Origin of the sequence: Cellulomonas sp. JH27-2 (genome assembly GCF_014837175.1) — a bacterium.
GTDB lineage: Bacteria > Actinomycetota > Actinomycetes > Actinomycetales > Cellulomonadaceae > Cellulomonas.
In genome coordinates this window covers 936,060-949,556 of sequence record NZ_JACYFR010000001.1, presented here as the reverse complement: position 1 = coordinate 949,556, position 13,497 = coordinate 936,060, and the positions used below count along the sequence as shown (strand labels likewise).

At 72.8% G+C, this 13,497-nt stretch carries 14 protein-coding genes; 7 read left to right on the top strand and 7 right to left on the bottom strand.

The annotated features are described in order from the left end of the window. Window positions 1–14: 14 nt before the first annotated feature. Together IC607_RS04515 and IC607_RS04510 are read left to right on the top strand one after the other, a co-directional pair. Window positions 15–464, top strand: coding sequence for an ester cyclase (locus IC607_RS04515; protein WP_191785763.1), 450 nt, complete (start codon window positions 15–17; stop codon window positions 462–464). 37 nt (window positions 465–501) lie between these two features. After that, complete coding sequence (locus tag IC607_RS04510) at window positions 502–1,749, top strand: alpha/beta fold hydrolase (RefSeq protein ID WP_191785762.1); 1,248 nt, start codon at window positions 502–504, stop codon at window positions 1,747–1,749. Window positions 1,750–1,764: 15 nt separating this feature from the next. On the opposite strand, the gene IC607_RS04505 is transcribed toward IC607_RS04510, so the two are convergent. Beyond that, window positions 1,765–2,190, bottom strand: a complete 426-nt coding sequence (locus tag IC607_RS04505; RefSeq protein ID WP_225224323.1) for a DUF1772 domain-containing protein — start codon at window positions 2,188–2,190, stop codon at window positions 1,765–1,767. Window positions 2,191–2,224: 34 nt separating this feature from the next. Here IC607_RS04505 and IC607_RS04500 point away from each other — a divergent pair, with 34 nt between their 5' ends. Both IC607_RS04500 and IC607_RS04495 read left to right on the top strand, forming a co-directional pair. Next, on the top strand, window positions 2,225–3,205 hold the full coding sequence (locus IC607_RS04500) for an AraC family transcriptional regulator (protein WP_225224322.1): 981 nt from the start codon (window positions 2,225–2,227) through the stop codon (window positions 3,203–3,205). A 205-nt stretch (window positions 3,206–3,410) separates the two neighbouring features. Next, window positions 3,411–4,562: a chitinase gene (locus IC607_RS04495; protein WP_225224321.1), complete on the top strand. Its 1,152-nt coding sequence runs from the start codon at window positions 3,411–3,413 to the stop codon at window positions 4,560–4,562. 51 nt (window positions 4,563–4,613) lie between these two features. On the opposite strand, the gene IC607_RS04490 is transcribed toward IC607_RS04495, so the two are convergent. Together IC607_RS04490 and IC607_RS04485 are read right to left on the bottom strand one after the other, a co-directional pair. Further along, the gene (locus tag IC607_RS04490; RefSeq protein WP_191785760.1) at window positions 4,614–5,648 is read right to left on the bottom strand and encodes a hypothetical protein; all 1,035 of its coding nucleotides are present in this window, start codon (window positions 5,646–5,648) and stop codon (window positions 4,614–4,616) included. Between the two features lie 82 nt (window positions 5,649–5,730). After that, entirely contained in the window at window positions 5,731–6,492 is a 762-nt protein-coding gene (locus IC607_RS04485) for a GTP pyrophosphokinase family protein (RefSeq protein ID WP_191785759.1), read from the bottom strand. 157 nt (window positions 6,493–6,649) lie between these two features. Here IC607_RS04485 and IC607_RS04480 point away from each other — a divergent pair, with 157 nt between their 5' ends. Next, entirely contained in the window at window positions 6,650–6,988 is a 339-nt protein-coding gene (locus IC607_RS04480; RefSeq protein WP_225224320.1) for a hypothetical protein, read from the top strand. 13 nt (window positions 6,989–7,001) lie between these two features. Here IC607_RS04480 and IC607_RS04475 read toward each other — a convergent pair whose 3' ends face one another. Then, window positions 7,002–7,445 (bottom strand): MarR family transcriptional regulator, encoded by a 444-nt coding sequence (locus tag IC607_RS04475; RefSeq protein ID WP_191785758.1) that lies wholly within the window; start codon window positions 7,443–7,445, stop codon window positions 7,002–7,004. Between the two features lie 83 nt (window positions 7,446–7,528). Here IC607_RS04475 and IC607_RS04470 point away from each other — a divergent pair, with 83 nt between their 5' ends. Together IC607_RS04470 and IC607_RS04465 are read left to right on the top strand one after the other, a co-directional pair. Then, window positions 7,529–8,455, top strand: coding sequence for a zinc-binding alcohol dehydrogenase family protein (locus IC607_RS04470; RefSeq protein ID WP_191785757.1), 927 nt, complete (start codon window positions 7,529–7,531; stop codon window positions 8,453–8,455). A gap of 90 nt (window positions 8,456–8,545) precedes the next feature. Further along, complete coding sequence (locus IC607_RS04465; RefSeq protein WP_191785756.1) at window positions 8,546–9,325, top strand: hypothetical protein; 780 nt, start codon at window positions 8,546–8,548, stop codon at window positions 9,323–9,325. A gap of 22 nt (window positions 9,326–9,347) precedes the next feature. Here the strand turns inward: IC607_RS04465 and IC607_RS04460 are convergent, their stop codons facing one another. From IC607_RS04460 to IC607_RS04450, 3 genes are all read right to left on the bottom strand, one after another. Further along, the gene (locus tag IC607_RS04460) at window positions 9,348–10,373 is read right to left on the bottom strand and encodes a Gfo/Idh/MocA family protein (protein WP_191785755.1); all 1,026 of its coding nucleotides are present in this window, start codon (window positions 10,371–10,373) and stop codon (window positions 9,348–9,350) included. Window positions 10,374–10,396: 23 nt separating this feature from the next. Beyond that, window positions 10,397–13,003: a hypothetical protein gene (locus IC607_RS04455; RefSeq protein WP_191785754.1), complete on the bottom strand. Its 2,607-nt coding sequence runs from the start codon at window positions 13,001–13,003 to the stop codon at window positions 10,397–10,399. A 138-nt stretch (window positions 13,004–13,141) separates the two neighbouring features. Next, complete coding sequence (locus IC607_RS04450) at window positions 13,142–13,495, bottom strand: DUF2200 domain-containing protein (protein WP_191785753.1); 354 nt, start codon at window positions 13,493–13,495, stop codon at window positions 13,142–13,144. Between the last annotated feature and the right edge of the window lie 2 nt (window positions 13,496–13,497).

Sequence of the window (13,497 nt, the reverse complement as noted above, 5' to 3'; positions counted from 1 at the left end):
TCGAGTGGCGCCTGATGGAGGCGCAGGAGCAGGCCTCGACCGCTGCAGACGGCCGTCGAGCGCGGCGACGCCGACGCGGAGCCCGATACCGAGCGCGCGCCTGCTCGTGCTCGAGCAGGCCGCCACGGCCATCCCCGACGCGGCCGCCGGTGCGGTGTTCTCCGACCCCGCGGGCGATCTCACTCGGCTCCGCGCGGAGCTCGCCTGGTATCCGGACGACGCGGACTCCCGCGCAATACGCGGAGCACGTGCACGAGATGCTGGCCGAGTACGGGCGCTTCACCCTGACGGTTGACGAGGTCATCGCGGCGGGCGACCGCGTCTACGTCCGCTGGACGCAGCACGGTCACGTCTCCGGCCGGCCGGTCGTCCAGGTCGCAAGCTGCGTCTATCGGGTAGACGGGTTGATCGTCGAGTACTGGATGCAGATCGACCGCGCAGGTCTCGCGGCCCAGCTGGCGTAGCTCGGCGCGCCTGATGTCGTGCGCCTAGCCTGGTCTCATGCCTGTGACGTCGCGCCAGCTGCTGAACCTCCGCATCGATGACCTCACCCTGAGCGTCCCCCTGGTGTGGTCCGACCCGGCGGACGAGCGTCGTATCGACGTGCACGCGGCGGTCGTGACCCGCGACGGAGGCGAGGATTTGCCCTATCTCGTGTTCCTGCAGGGTGGACCGGGCAGCGAGGCGCCGCGCGCGTTCCACTCGCCGACCTCGCCGACGTGGCTCGACGCCGCGCTCGAGCACCACCGCGTGGTGCTGATCGACCAGCGTGGCACGGGCTCGTCGACCCCGGTGGGCGACGACGACCTCGCGCGGGGGACCGACGAGCTCGTCGAGCACCTGACTCACCTGCGGGCCGACTCGATCGTGCGCGACTGCGAGGCGGTGCGCGAGCACCTCGGCGCGGCGACGTGGAACGTGCTCGGGCAGTCGTTCGGCGGGTTCACCACCTTGGCGTACCTGTCGACGGACGCGTCGTCGCTCGAGCACGTCTACTTCACGGGCGGGCTCAGCGCGGTGGGGCGGCACCCCGACGAGGTGTACGCCCTGACGTACGTCAAGCAGCGCGAGGCGTCGGAGAAGTACTACCGCCGCTTTCCCGGTCACCGCGATGCGATGCGCCGGCTGACCGACCTGGCCGCGGACGGCGGCGTCGTCCTGCCGGACGGGGAGGTCGTCTCGGTCTCCCGGCTGCGCTCGCTCGGCATGCTGCTGGGCTCGAACGACGGCTGGCAGACGCTGTGGCAGCTCCTCGAGCTCGGGCCGCGCACCAACGCCTTCCGGCACGATCTGGCCGCCGCGCTCCCGTTCAACGTCCGCAACCCCATGTACTACGTGCTGCACGAGTCGAGCTACGCGGACGGCAACGTCACCGACTGGTCGGCCGAGCGCACCGAGCCCGACGACTTCCGCGCCGACCCGACCCTGCTCACCGGGGAGCACGTGCGTCGCGAGTGGCTGGACACCGTCCCCGGTCTGCGGCCGTGGAAGGACGTGGCGCTGGCGCTGGCGAAGCACGAGTGGCCGACGATCTACGACGCCGATGCGCTCGCGGCCTCGGAGGCGCGCGGCGCCGCGGCCGTCTACGTCAACGACCTGTTCGTCCCGCTCGAGTACTCGCTCGAGACGGCCCGCCTGCTTCCCGGCGTGACGCCGTGGGTGACCAGCGAGCACGAGCACAGCGGGCTGCGCTCCGGCGACGTGCTGAAGCGGCTCATCGACCTCGCGCACGGGCGCCGGGTGCGCTGACGCCCGAGCGGTTGCTCAGGCGGCGGGAGCACGGACGAGCAGCAGGCAGACGAAGCTGCCGATCCCGGTCGCCGTCCGCACGACGTTCCAGACCACCCACGGCGTCTCGAAGTCGACGCGCGCGCCGCCCGCGGCGAGCCTGTCGTTGAGCGGGACGTTGGCCACGACCGTGACCAGCAGGGTCACGAGCCCGAGCGCGCCGGCGACGATGGCCGTCGGGGTCCGGAACCACCCTCCCACGGCTACGGCCAGGGCCGGGGCGCCCAAGAAGACCAGCAGGAAGACTGGGTTCACGATCACCACGTTGACGCGGTTCATGATCGTCGTGAAGGCGGCGTCGTCGAGCCTGCGGAGCGCGGGCATGACGCCGACCGCGAAGGCCAGGTAGACGCCGGCGAGCAGGCCCGCGCAGATGCGAGCTCCGAGCAGTGTGATGGTCATGGCTCGAGCGTCCCGCAGGGGCACGAGACGTTCCATGGTTGATCAGCCCACGACCATGTGCGAACGTCTCACCATGGACGAGCTGGCTGGTCTGCTCGACGGACCTCGGGTACGCGGCGCCTTCGTCCTGCGTGCGGTCTTCGACCCGCCGTGGTCGATCCGGATCGAGGACGAGGCTCCGCTGAGCATCGTCGTGCTGGTCCAGGGGGCGGCGGTGTTCACGGGGTCTTCCGGGCCGGTTGCGCTCGCGGCCGGCGACGTCGTGCTGGTCCGTGGACCGGCGCCGTACACGTTCGCGGACTGCACGGACACGCCCGACGACATCAGGATCCTGCCGGGCCAGGTCTGCATCGATCCCCACGGCCACCTGGTGGACCAGTCGATGGCACTCGGCGTGCGTACCTGGGGCAATTCCGCGCACGGCGGGACGCAGATGCTGATCGGGACGTACGAGCGGTCCTCCGAGGTGGGGGAGCGGGTCCTGTCGCGGCTGCCCGACCACGTCGTGCTGCGTGGCCTCGACACCCCGTTGGTGCCGCTGCTGGTCGCTGAGACCGCCGACGACTCGCCGGGCCAGTCGGCCGTGCTCGACCGACTGCTCGACCTGCTGCTGGTCCGGAGCCTGCGCGAGGTGTTCGTGTCGCGGCCCGACGACGCCCCAGCCTGGTCCTCGGCGCGTCGCGACCCCGTCGTCGACCGGGCGGTGCGCCTCATCCACCACCATCCCGAGCACCCCTGGAGCGTGGCCACGTTGGCCGCGGCGTGCGACGTGTCCCGGGCGACGATGGCACGGCGGTTCACCGAGGTGGTCGGGGAGCCTCCCATGTCGTTCCTCACCGGCTGGCGGCTGGCGGTCGCCGCCGATCTCCTGTCCGACCCGCGCGCCACGCTCTCCGCCGTCGCCCGGCAGGTCGGTTACGGCAGCGCGTTCGCGCTGAGCGCCGCGTTCAAGCGCGAGCGCGGCACCTCGCCGAGCAGCTACCGGCGTGCGGCGGTCGAGGCCCGAGGCGCGTGAATGATGCGGTGGTCTGGACAAGCGTCCCGCCTTCGCATGCGGCAGGCCCTCGAATTAGGGTCATTGACGACGAAATTGGTCTAGTCCAATATTGACGATTCGCCCATACCCTCACTGGGAAGGACAGATCGCGCGACGAAGCAGACTGGCCGCTCTCGGCCTCGCGGCCGCCACCCTCGTCGGAGGAGCCGTCGGCACCCTCGGCGTGACGTCGGCAGACGCCGCCCTCGGGAACAACTGGTACGCGGCAGCGCCATACCTCATGCCGCAGAGCAACAACCCGCCGGACCCGGTCACGGTGATGAACGCGACCGGGATCAAGGCGTTCCAGCTCGCGTTCATCCTCGCGCCCAACGGCGGCGGCTGTACGCCCACCTGGGACGGCACGACGGCCATCACCTCCGAGACGGTCGTCTCGAACGCGATCTCCCGCATCCGGGCCAACGGCGGCGACGTGTCCGTCTCCGTCGGCGGGTACGGCGGCACCAAGCTCGGGCAGACGTGCGGGACGCCGGCAGCGACGGCGGCCGCCTACCAGCAGGTGATCACCAAGTACTCGCTCAAGGCGATCGACTTCGACCTCGAGGAGCCGGAGTACGAGAACACGACGGCGGTCGCCAACGAGCTCGGCGCCGCGAAGATCCTCCAGGCGAACAACCCGGGGCTCTTCGTCTCGGTGACCATGCCGGGGACGTCGGCCGGGACCGGCTGGTTCGGCACGCAGCTGCTGGACCAGGCGAAGTCGATCGGCTTCACGCCGAACAACTTCTCGATCATGCCGTTCGACGGCGGCTTCAACGGCGGCTCGTCGCAGGTTGCCGCGCTCGAGGCGTTCCACGGGCTGCTCATGTCGCACCTGGGCTGGGACAGCCCCACCGCGTACGCCCACGAGGGCTTCTCGGGGATGAACGGCAAGTCCGACGTCAGCGAGATGTTCTACCAAGCCGACTTCCAGACGGTGCTCGACTACGCCCTGAGCCACAAGCTCGGGCGCTTCACCTTCTGGGCCGTCAACCGCGACCGCGCGTGCGTGGGCACCACGGACAACAGCGTGTGCAGCAACGTCGCGCAGAAGGACTGGGACTTCACGAAGTTCAGCGTCCAGTTCGCGGGCGCGACGCCCCCGACCAGCAGCCCGACGACGACGCCGATGACCACGCCCACGTCGTCGCCGACCACCACCCCGACGCCCCCCGCCGGCTGCGCCGCACCGGCGTGGAGCCGGACCGCGGTCTACACCAACGGGAACGTCGTCTCCTACGCCGGCCACCGGTACAGCGCGAAGTGGTGGACCCAGGGCGAGGTGCCCGGGACCACGGGTGAGTGGGGTGTCTGGAAGGACGACGGGGTCTGCTGACCGACGCGGTCCTGGGTCGCTTTCCGGCCCAGGACCGCGACCCGCAGCCGCTCACACCAGCGGGCTGAGCGCCTCCTGGTGCGGACGAGGACGACGTGCGAGGGCCGCAGCGACGAGCGCGAGCGCGGCGACCAGCAGGACCACGTTCTGCGCGAAGCCTCCCGGCGGTCGTGGTGTCGTCGTCGCGACCGTGACGAAACCCCCGATCGCGCGCGCGACGACCGCGCCACCGGCCACCGCCGCGACGTGACGACGCCCCCACGTGGCCGACCGGGACCATCGCACGACGACGACGGCAGCCACCGCGAGGATCGTTATCCCGCCGGCGACGCCGGCCCACGTGCCCGGCACGAACCCGTAGCCGAGCGCCAGTGCCAGCGCCACGACCAGGACGACGCCGGGCGGTGGCACGCGCGCGCTCGTCGGCGTCGGCAGCGGACGTCGGCCCCAGGTGCAGGCGACGACGACGAGCGCCGCGGCGAGCGCGACCGCGCCGACGAGCTGACCCACCGAGGCCTGGTCGCTGCCGGCGTCGCGAATGTCCCGCCAGACCACCACGGACGCGAGCACCCACAGCACGGACAGCACCGCGATGCCCGGGACACCCAGCCACGGGCGTCGAGCGGGGCTCCGGTCGAAGGCCTCGACGAGCGCGACGGGCGCGCCGATGCTCCACACCGCGTGCCCGACCAGGAAGTTCAGCGCGAAGGCGCCACTCACGCCCAGGGGCGTGATCATCGTGGCCGCGACCCAGGTGCCCCAGTCGGCGTACCCGAGGTACGACAGGGCAAACAGCGACTGGTCGACAACGCCCGCCTGCAGGACGCCGAACGCTCCGCCGAGCGTGAGGATCCCGGTCCAGTGCATCGCGGTGCGCGCCGCGACCTCGTGGATCAGGACGGCCGGCGCGCCGTAGAGCGGCGCGAGCACGGCCAGGCCCCCGACGAGCTGCCAGACCTGGCCGGTGACCTCCGGGTCGTAGGCCGCCAGGTACTCGGCACTCACGGGGGCGACGAGCAGCAGCAACGCCACGAGCCGCCACGTGCGAGGGCGTCCCATCCGCGTCGGACCTGCCTGCGTCGCCATCGAGCCATCATGACCGAGTGCTCCGTGCGGTGCCGACGGAGTGCTGAGGGAGCGGCGGCGCAGGCGCTGCCGATCGCGCCGCTCAGGCGTCGGGCGCGGGGCGCACCTCGTCGCGCAGGCGCCCCATGCGGGCGTCGAGCTGGGCGGCCACGGCCGCGGCGTCGTCGAGCTCCGCGCGCAGGTCGTCGGGCATGTCCGCGCGGTACTTGTAGCGCAGCTTGTGCTCCATGCTCGCCCAGAAGTCCATGGCGATGGTCCGGATCTGGAGCTCGACCGGGATGTGCTCGGTGTGCCGGGACAAGAACACGGGGACCTGGACGATGAGGTGCAGCGAGCGGTACCCGTTGGGCTTCGGGTGCGCGATGTAGTCCTTCGTGGTGAGCACGGTCAGGTCCGGCTGCGCGCTGAGCATCTCCGCGATCCAGTAGACGTCGGAGACGAACGAGCACGTGACGCGGATGCCGGCGATGTCGCGGATCTCGGCGCGGATGGCCGGCACCGTCAGCTCGGTGCCCTGGCGCAGCGCCTTGGCGAGCAGGCTCTCCGGCGACTTCAGCCGGGTGCGGACGTGCTCGATGGGCGTGTAGTCGTAGACCTGCTCGAACTCCTGGCGCAGGATGCGGATCTTGGTCGAGACCTCCTCGATGCCGAACCCGTAGTACATCTGCAGGCGGCCGAACTCGTCGCGCAGGACGCGGGCCCGGGCGAACCAGCTGCTGTCTGCCCTGGCCAGGTCGGCGGGGTCGCCGCCCCGGCCTGCGCGCAGCGCCTCGAGCAGCTGCAGGTCGAGGTCGGGCTGCCCGCTGCTGCCGGGGTGGTCGCTTCGAGGGTCGGTTGCTGGCATCAGGTCGCCTGCGTCCTCCGGGGTGTGCGTCGGTCTCCAGGGTATCGACGGCGGTGCGGCGAACCCAGGGACCATCAGCCTGCCCATGGCGAGGACGATGCAGTCCCTCGCTGTACGGGTCCTGACCGGCGCGGGGCGGGCCGTCTACGCTCACGCCATGTCCGCAGCGTTCTGGGTGTGCGCGAGCGTCACCGCCATCAGCTCGTACGTCAGCCTGGGTTACTCGATCGCCGGCCTGCGCGGAGCGACCGCCGAGACGAGGGTGGGGTTCGCGTACGCGTTGGCGCGCAGCGTCGCGCTCGCCGTCGCCGCGACGGTCGCGTTCTTCGTCGGGTCGTCGGACTACCTCGTCGCCGTCGCGGTGGCCATGGTGATCGTGCAGGCGGCCGACGCCGTCGTCGGCGCTCGTTTCGGCGACCGGGTCACGACGTACGGGCCGGCCGCGACGGCTGCCGCCAACGCCGCAGCCCTGGTGTCGCTGCTGGCCGGCGGCTGATCGCGGCGCAGGGTCAGGGGGCCCGGTCGGTGTCGGGCTCGGGGCCCAGGAACGTCTCGAGCAGGCCGACGAGCCGGCTGCGGTCGTCGGCGGGCAACCGCTCGAGCAACGGGGCGAGCTCGCGGCGGACCTCGAGGTAGGCGCGGCGCGTGAGCTCGGCGCCCGCGGGCGTGAGGTAGACGTCGACGGCGCGACGGTCGTGCGGGTTCTTGTCCCGCGCGACGAGGCCGCGGCGTTCGGCGCGGTCGACGAGGCCGGACATCGTCGACTTGTCGAGGCCCAGGTAGGCGGCCAGGTCGGTGACGCGCCCGCGGCGGTCGCGCAGGATGCCCAGCACGCGGACCTGCGTGAGCGAGAGGTCGTGCGTGGCGGCCAGGCGGGTCAGGACGCCCGTCACCTCGAACGTGGTGCGCACCAGCACGTCGACGAGCGGTTCCAGGGGGTCGTCGGACGTCACGGAGCCAGCCTAGTTGACATAGGTGGGATTCCCAACCACTCTGGAGTAGTTGGTAATCCACACCATTTCTTCGGGAGGTCGCCATGCGCGCCGCTCTTCTGTCCGCTGCCGACGCCGTCCCCGCCTACGTCGAGCACCCCGAGCCGGTCGCGACCGGCCGCCACGAGGTCGTCGTCGACGTGCTCGCCGCAGCGCTCCACCACCTGACCCGCTCGCGCGCCACCGGCGCGCACTACAGCAGTGCGGGCACGTTTCCCCGGGTGCCGGGCGTCGACGCCGTGGTCCGCGACCCGTCCGGACGACTGCGCTACGTGGTCCTCGACGACACCGACCGGGGGACCTTCGCCGAGCGCACCGTGATCGACGAGCGTCGCAGCGTCGTGCTGCCCGACGACGTCGACCCCGTGGAGATCGCCGCCGCCATGAACCCCGGCATGTCGTCGTGGATCGCGCTGCGCCGCCGCATCGACTTCGTCGCCGGGCAGCGCGTGCTCGTCGTCGGCGCGACGGGCGCGGCCGGGAGCATGGCCGTGCAGGTGGCCAAGCACCTGGGTGCGTCGCGGGTGATCGCGGCCGGGCGCAACGCCGAGCGCCTCGGCCAGCTGCCGGCGCTGGGCGCCGACGAGACGTGCGGCCTCGACGACCTCGCACGCGCCGCCGACGTCGACGTCGTGCTCGACTACCTGTGGGGCGAGCCCGCCGCTGCCGGCATGGTCGCGATCCTCACCGCGCGCACCGACCGACGCGCGCCGCTGACCTGGGTGCAGATCGGGTCCATCGCCGGCGCGACCGCCCCCGTGCCGTCCGTGGCGCTGCGCTCCGCGAAGCTGCAGATCGTCGGGAGCGGCATCGGGTCGCTGGGGCCCGACGAGATCCTGCCCGAGCTGCCCGCGCTCGCGGCCGCGGTGCGGGACGGTGCCGTCGCCCTGCCGTTCCGGGAGGTGCCGCTGGCGGACGTCGCGACCGCGTGGGTCCAGGACAGCGCGGAACGCGTCGTGCTCGTGCCGTGACCGACGTGTGATCGTGACCTCGTTGCCCTCAGGTCGCGGCCCTCACGCGTCGATGAAGAAGGACGCGGCCAGCGACCAAGGAGGGTGGCCATGGCATTCACGTTCGACGCGACCCCGGCGGCTGTGCCGACGCAGGCGGTGCCCACGCAGGCGAACGCCGACCCGGCGAAGCTGCGCGACGAGATCCACCGGCTCCAGCAGCGTCTGCTGCGTGCCCGGGAGTCCTACGACCAGGACCTGTTCAGCGGTGACGCCGAGGTGCCTCTCGACGAGCAGCTCAAGACCATCTCGGCGTACACGGCCCGCCTCGAGGACCTGACGGCCCAGCTCCAGCAGCACGAGAGCGGCGCACCCTCGGCGGTCCCGACGCAGCCGTCCCCGGGAGGCGCCCCGGAGCGTGCCCCCGAGCCGCCGGCGTCCGGGCCGTACGTGCCGACGCAGGGTGCGGGCACCGCAGCCCCGACCGGCGCGCAGCAGGACCCCGCGCAGCTCCCGCAGCCGCGCCACGCACAGCCGGCCGCGTCCGCGCCGGCGCCCGCGCCCGCGCCCGCTCAGGTTGCCGCCCAGGCCCAGGTGCCCACGCCGCGGCAGCCCATCCCCGGTCCCGGCATCACCAACCCGGACGGCTCACCGCTGGTCAGCGACGGCACGCTCGTCCGCACGGAGGAGCAGGCGATCGGCGAGTACATCCGCTTCGCCGCCGAGCAGCGGTGGGTCGCCTCCACGCGTCCGGGGCAGGCCGGCGGCTATGCCGCGGTCTGCGACCTGCTGCTCGCCGCGCTCGCGCACAAGCACGGTGTCACGTCCGACGAGGAGCGAGCCTCGCTCGTCCGCCACGTCGACGCCCGCTACCGCCGCGACTACGGCTGACGGAGCCCGCAGGACCGAGCCGTCACCCGCCCACCCGCTCCGCGAGGCGCGCGATCCCGCCCTGCTCGACCGCCTGCTCCAGGACGGCGGCCAGGGCGAGCGAGAAGTCGAACCCGACGAGCGGCGACTCGGTGAGCCCGTCGGCCAGGCACTCGTGCACGTGATCGAGCATGTAGTGGTGGCCGTGCTCGACGCGGTGGTCGTGGACGGTCTCGCCCCGCTCCGTGCGGACGGTGAGGCGGGGCACGTCGAAGAGCTGGGCGTCGATCTCGATCGAGCCGGCGGTGCCCTCGATCCAGGCGCCCGAGCGGGTCCATGACTCGATGCTTGTCGCGAGCGTCGCGGTCCGGCCTCCGGCGTGCGTCGTCACGAGCGTCGTCTGGCCGTCGACGCCGGTGGGCGTCAGGGTCGAGAGGGAGCGGATCTGTGCCGGGCGCCCCAGCAGGGTCAGCGCGAGCCCGACGGGGTAGGCGCCGAGGTCGAAGACCGAGCCGCCGCCCAACGCCACGTCGTGGAAGCGCGGGGCGTCGCTCGGCGCCCGGAAGCCCAGGTCGGCGCGGACCGCCCGGACGTCCCCGATCTCGCCGGAGGCGACGACGTCGAGCAGCGCCTGCGTGCCGGGAAGCATCCGCGTCCAGTACGCCTCCATCAGGAAGGTGGAGCGGGCGCGCGCGGTGTCGACCAGGTCCTGGGTCGCGGCCAGCGAGACCGTCAGGGGCTTCTCGACGAGGACGGGCGTGCCGGCCTCGAGGGCCTGCTTGGCGGGGGCGTGGTGGTGCGGGTGCACGGTTGCGACGTAGACGACGTCCACGGTCGGGTCAGCCAGCAGCCTGTCGACCGCGTCGGGACCGCCGTAGGCATTCGCCGGGCCGTGCTCGCCGTCTCCGCTGTGCGTGCCGTCCCCGCCGTGCTCGTCGGCGAACGCCCGCGCCCGTCCCGCGTCACGCGACGCGACGGCCGCCAGGTGACCACCGCTGCTCACCGCCAGCGCGGCCGCGACCTTGTGGGCGATGCCGCCCGGACCGACGAATCCCCATCCGAAGCTCACGCGCCGACACTACCGAGCCGCCCCTACCGAGGGGACACGGACAGCACGTCGGCCAGGCGGACCCGGTTGGACCGGGGCGCGGGCTTCGTGGGCCGCCCCACGCGGAAGACGGCGGCCGGGACGGGGATGCCGGACAGCGCGGTCACCCCCGGCGCGGTCTCCGGGCGGTCCACGGCGATCGAGACCGGGTGCGTCGCGTGCCCGGACCCGCACACCACGGCCCACGCGCGCAGCAGGCGCCGCCCGGCCTCGAACAGGTCGGCGGGGTCCAGCGAGGCCGCGCCCAGGACCGCGACCGCCGGCGCGCTGCGGACCAGGTGCGTGTCCCGCGCCGCGTACAGGCGGCCGAGCGGCTTCGGCAGGCGCCCGATCGCGAACGCCGCACGCAGCGCCGGGGTCTCGTACGCCGACAGCATGAGCCCGTGCGGCGTCATCCCCGACGGGGCGTTCCGGTCGAACGAGATCCACCGCCGCAGGTCTGAGACGAAGCGACGGTCGCGCCACGACAGCTCGCTGGCCCGTGTGCACAGGTCGGCGATCCGCGCGGGGTCGACGAGCGCGCAGCCGAGCGCCTCGAGCTGGGCGACGAGCGTCGCGGGCAGCGGCTCGCGCGTGTAGTCGGAGCGGTTGGTGTGGCGGTCGGCGGCCTGGGTGGCGAGCCGGCGCGTCGCGGGGTCGACATCCCCGCGCCGGGGGCTCAGGGTGATGCGGGCGACGTCCAGCACGGCGTCGTCGCGCTCGAACACCTCCGTGACCTGCGCCTCCAGCCCGTTGCGGACCGCCGCGAGGGCCAGCGTCTCGGCGAGCGCACCCATGCACAGGTACGCGTCGCGGTCGTCGGGGTCGTAGGGCAGGTAGTCGCGGTGGTCGTAGCGCAGCGCGTACGTCTGCGGCGCGTCCAGGTCGGCGGGGCCCTCGTCGTCGGACCGCAGCCACGTCAGGCGCCAGGGCTGCGCGTTGTGCGCGCTGGGTGCGCGCAGCGCGGCCGTCAGGGTGGCCCGGTGCGTTGGAGGGAGGAGCTCCTCGAGTGTCGGCTCCTCCCGGACGCGCAGGGCCGGGTCGGCGACGACGTAGCGGCGCTTGATGCGCGTCGAGCTGCCCGCGAAGGGACCCGTGCCGACCTCGTGCAGGCGGACCTCCAGGCGGGCGGCCCGCGGGTCCTCGGCGAGCGCGGCGCGGTAGTCGGAGCTGTTCCGGGCCAGCCGGTCGCGGATCGCGCCGACCAGCACGTCGGTCGCGGCGCCCAGGTCGGCGTCGTCGGACGCCTGCTCCAGCTCGACGTGGACGCACGGCCGCGGGTCGTCCTCGTCGACCAGCTCCAGGCAGTACGCGCCCGGCACGACGCCGACGTCGGCCGTCGCCCCGCGCGCGTCGTCGATGCCCGCGCCCACGTCCTCGGGGTACAGGTTGGCGCCCATGTACGACACCGTGGAGTCGGCGCGGCCGTGCACGTAGAGGACCGGCAGGTCGAGGGGTCGGCCCCAGGCCGGGTCGACGCCGTCCTCGTCGGCCGGGGTGTGGCCGTGGTGCGACGCGAGAGCGAGCGCCCGCCCGAGCGGCACGATCCCGCCGGCGTCGCCGACCGTGTACCGCAGCCGCGGGGACAGCGTGGGACGCAGGACCGTCGCCGCGATCTCCGTCCCGTGCGGCCCGTCGACCGTCTCCAGGTGGTAGGTCGCCGGGTCGTACTGGAAGCACATGGGGACGCGGGCGGTCGAGCCGAACAGCGCCTGCGCGAGCTCGTCGTCGCCGTGCGCCGCGCGGCGCAGCCAGACCGACAGCGGTGTCTCTGCCGCGACGCCGATGTCCAGGTCGCTCGCGCCGTACGCGCTCCAGACGTGCGTGTAGTGGTGCAGCAGACGGTCGCGCAGGCCCTCGCTCATGCCCTCACCGCCCACGAACCCCGTGATGTCGTACCCGGCCAGGTCGATGCCCGCCACGCGCGCCGCCTCGGCGACGGTCTCGAGGAACGGCGGGTACCCGCACAGCACGTAGCGCGGGCCGGGACCGAACAGCGTCAGGACCGACAGGATCTTCGGCACGTCGGGCCCGCAGCTCTTGAGCACCCCCTTGCGCTTGAGGGCGGCCGACACGTTGGTGCCCGTCGCCCACGCGCCCATCGAGAACGCGTTGATCGTGACGAGCCGGCGCGCGGGGTCCGCGCGCGGACCGTGGTCCAGGAGGTAGCCGGCCAGCAGCTCGAGCGTGCGGTGCACCTCGTGCAGCTCGTCGGTGGAGCGCACCCACTGGTACGGCTCGCCCGACGACCCGGCGGACTCGTCGATCTCGACGCCGCGCGCCGGCAGCCGACCGTCCCAGCACCGCTCGATCATGGGGTACGCGTCGATGTAGCTGGACTTGCTGGTCGTCGGCACCGTCGCCACCCACTGCGCCGCGCTCTCGCCGTGCCGCCGCGGGGGCAGGCCGCCGCGCGCATCGAGGAACTGGCGGTACGCAGGAACGCGCTCGTACGCCTCGAGGATCGTCTGCGCCGCCGCCCGTGGTCCCGCCGCCGTCAGCAGCGGGCCGCTGTGCCGCGCCGCCGTCAGGAACGTGGCCGGGGTGAGGCGGCTCACCGCGCTGAGCGACCGCACACCCCCGATCAGGAGTCGAGCCGTCGCCTTCGCCATCGTGCCCCCTCGAGTCGTTGGGCTGATGATGCAGCACCGCGGCGCAGTCTGGGTCCGGCGGCCAGCGTTTCGCCTGATCGGCGCAGTGGCGCGCACGCGCTCGCGAGCGCGAGGACGCGGCAGGTCGAGGGGCTGAGGTCAGGCCGGAGAGCGCAGGATCGAGGTCATCTTCTTGCCGCGCGCGACCTCGTCGACCAGCTTGTCCATGTAGCGGATCTGCTGCATCAGCGGGTCGTCGATCTCCTCGACCCGCAGGCCGCAGATCACGCCGGTGATCAGGGACGCGTTCGGGTTGAGGCGCGGCGCCCGGGCGAAGAACGTCTCCAGGTCGTCCTCGTCCGCGATGGTCCGGCGCAGCCCCTCGTCGTCGTAGCCCGTGAGCCACCGCACGACCTCGTCAACCTCGTCCTGCGTGTGCCCCTTGCGTTCGACCTTGGCGACGTAGAGCGCGTAGATGCTCGCGAAGCTCGTGCCGAAGATGCGGTGCGCCATCG

Coding starts and splice junctions, on each gene's coding strand:
- IC607_RS04485 (WP_191785759.1), bottom strand. CDS start 6,492: ATGCCAGCAACCGACCCTCGAAGCGACCACCCCGGCAGCAGCGGGCAG.
- IC607_RS04515 (WP_191785763.1), top strand. CDS start 15: ATGGAGGCGCAGGAGCAGGCCTCGACCGCTGCAGACGGCCGTCGAGCG.
- IC607_RS04510 (WP_191785762.1), top strand. CDS start 502: ATGCCTGTGACGTCGCGCCAGCTGCTGAACCTCCGCATCGATGACCTC.
- IC607_RS04490 (WP_191785760.1), bottom strand. CDS start 5,648: ATGGCGACGCAGGCAGGTCCGACGCGGATGGGACGCCCTCGCACGTGG.
- IC607_RS04470 (WP_191785757.1), top strand. CDS start 7,529: ATGCGCGCCGCTCTTCTGTCCGCTGCCGACGCCGTCCCCGCCTACGTC.
- IC607_RS04465 (WP_191785756.1), top strand. CDS start 8,546: ATGGCATTCACGTTCGACGCGACCCCGGCGGCTGTGCCGACGCAGGCG.
- IC607_RS04480 (WP_225224320.1), top strand. CDS start 6,650: ATGTCCGCAGCGTTCTGGGTGTGCGCGAGCGTCACCGCCATCAGCTCG.
- IC607_RS04505 (WP_225224323.1), bottom strand. CDS start 2,190: ATGACCATCACACTGCTCGGAGCTCGCATCTGCGCGGGCCTGCTCGCC.
- IC607_RS04500 (WP_225224322.1), top strand. CDS start 2,225: ATGGTTGATCAGCCCACGACCATGTGCGAACGTCTCACCATGGACGAG.
- IC607_RS04450 (WP_191785753.1), bottom strand. CDS start 13,495: ATGGCGCACCGCATCTTCGGCACGAGCTTCGCGAGCATCTACGCGCTC.
- IC607_RS04455 (WP_191785754.1), bottom strand. CDS start 13,003: ATGGCGAAGGCGACGGCTCGACTCCTGATCGGGGGTGTGCGGTCGCTC.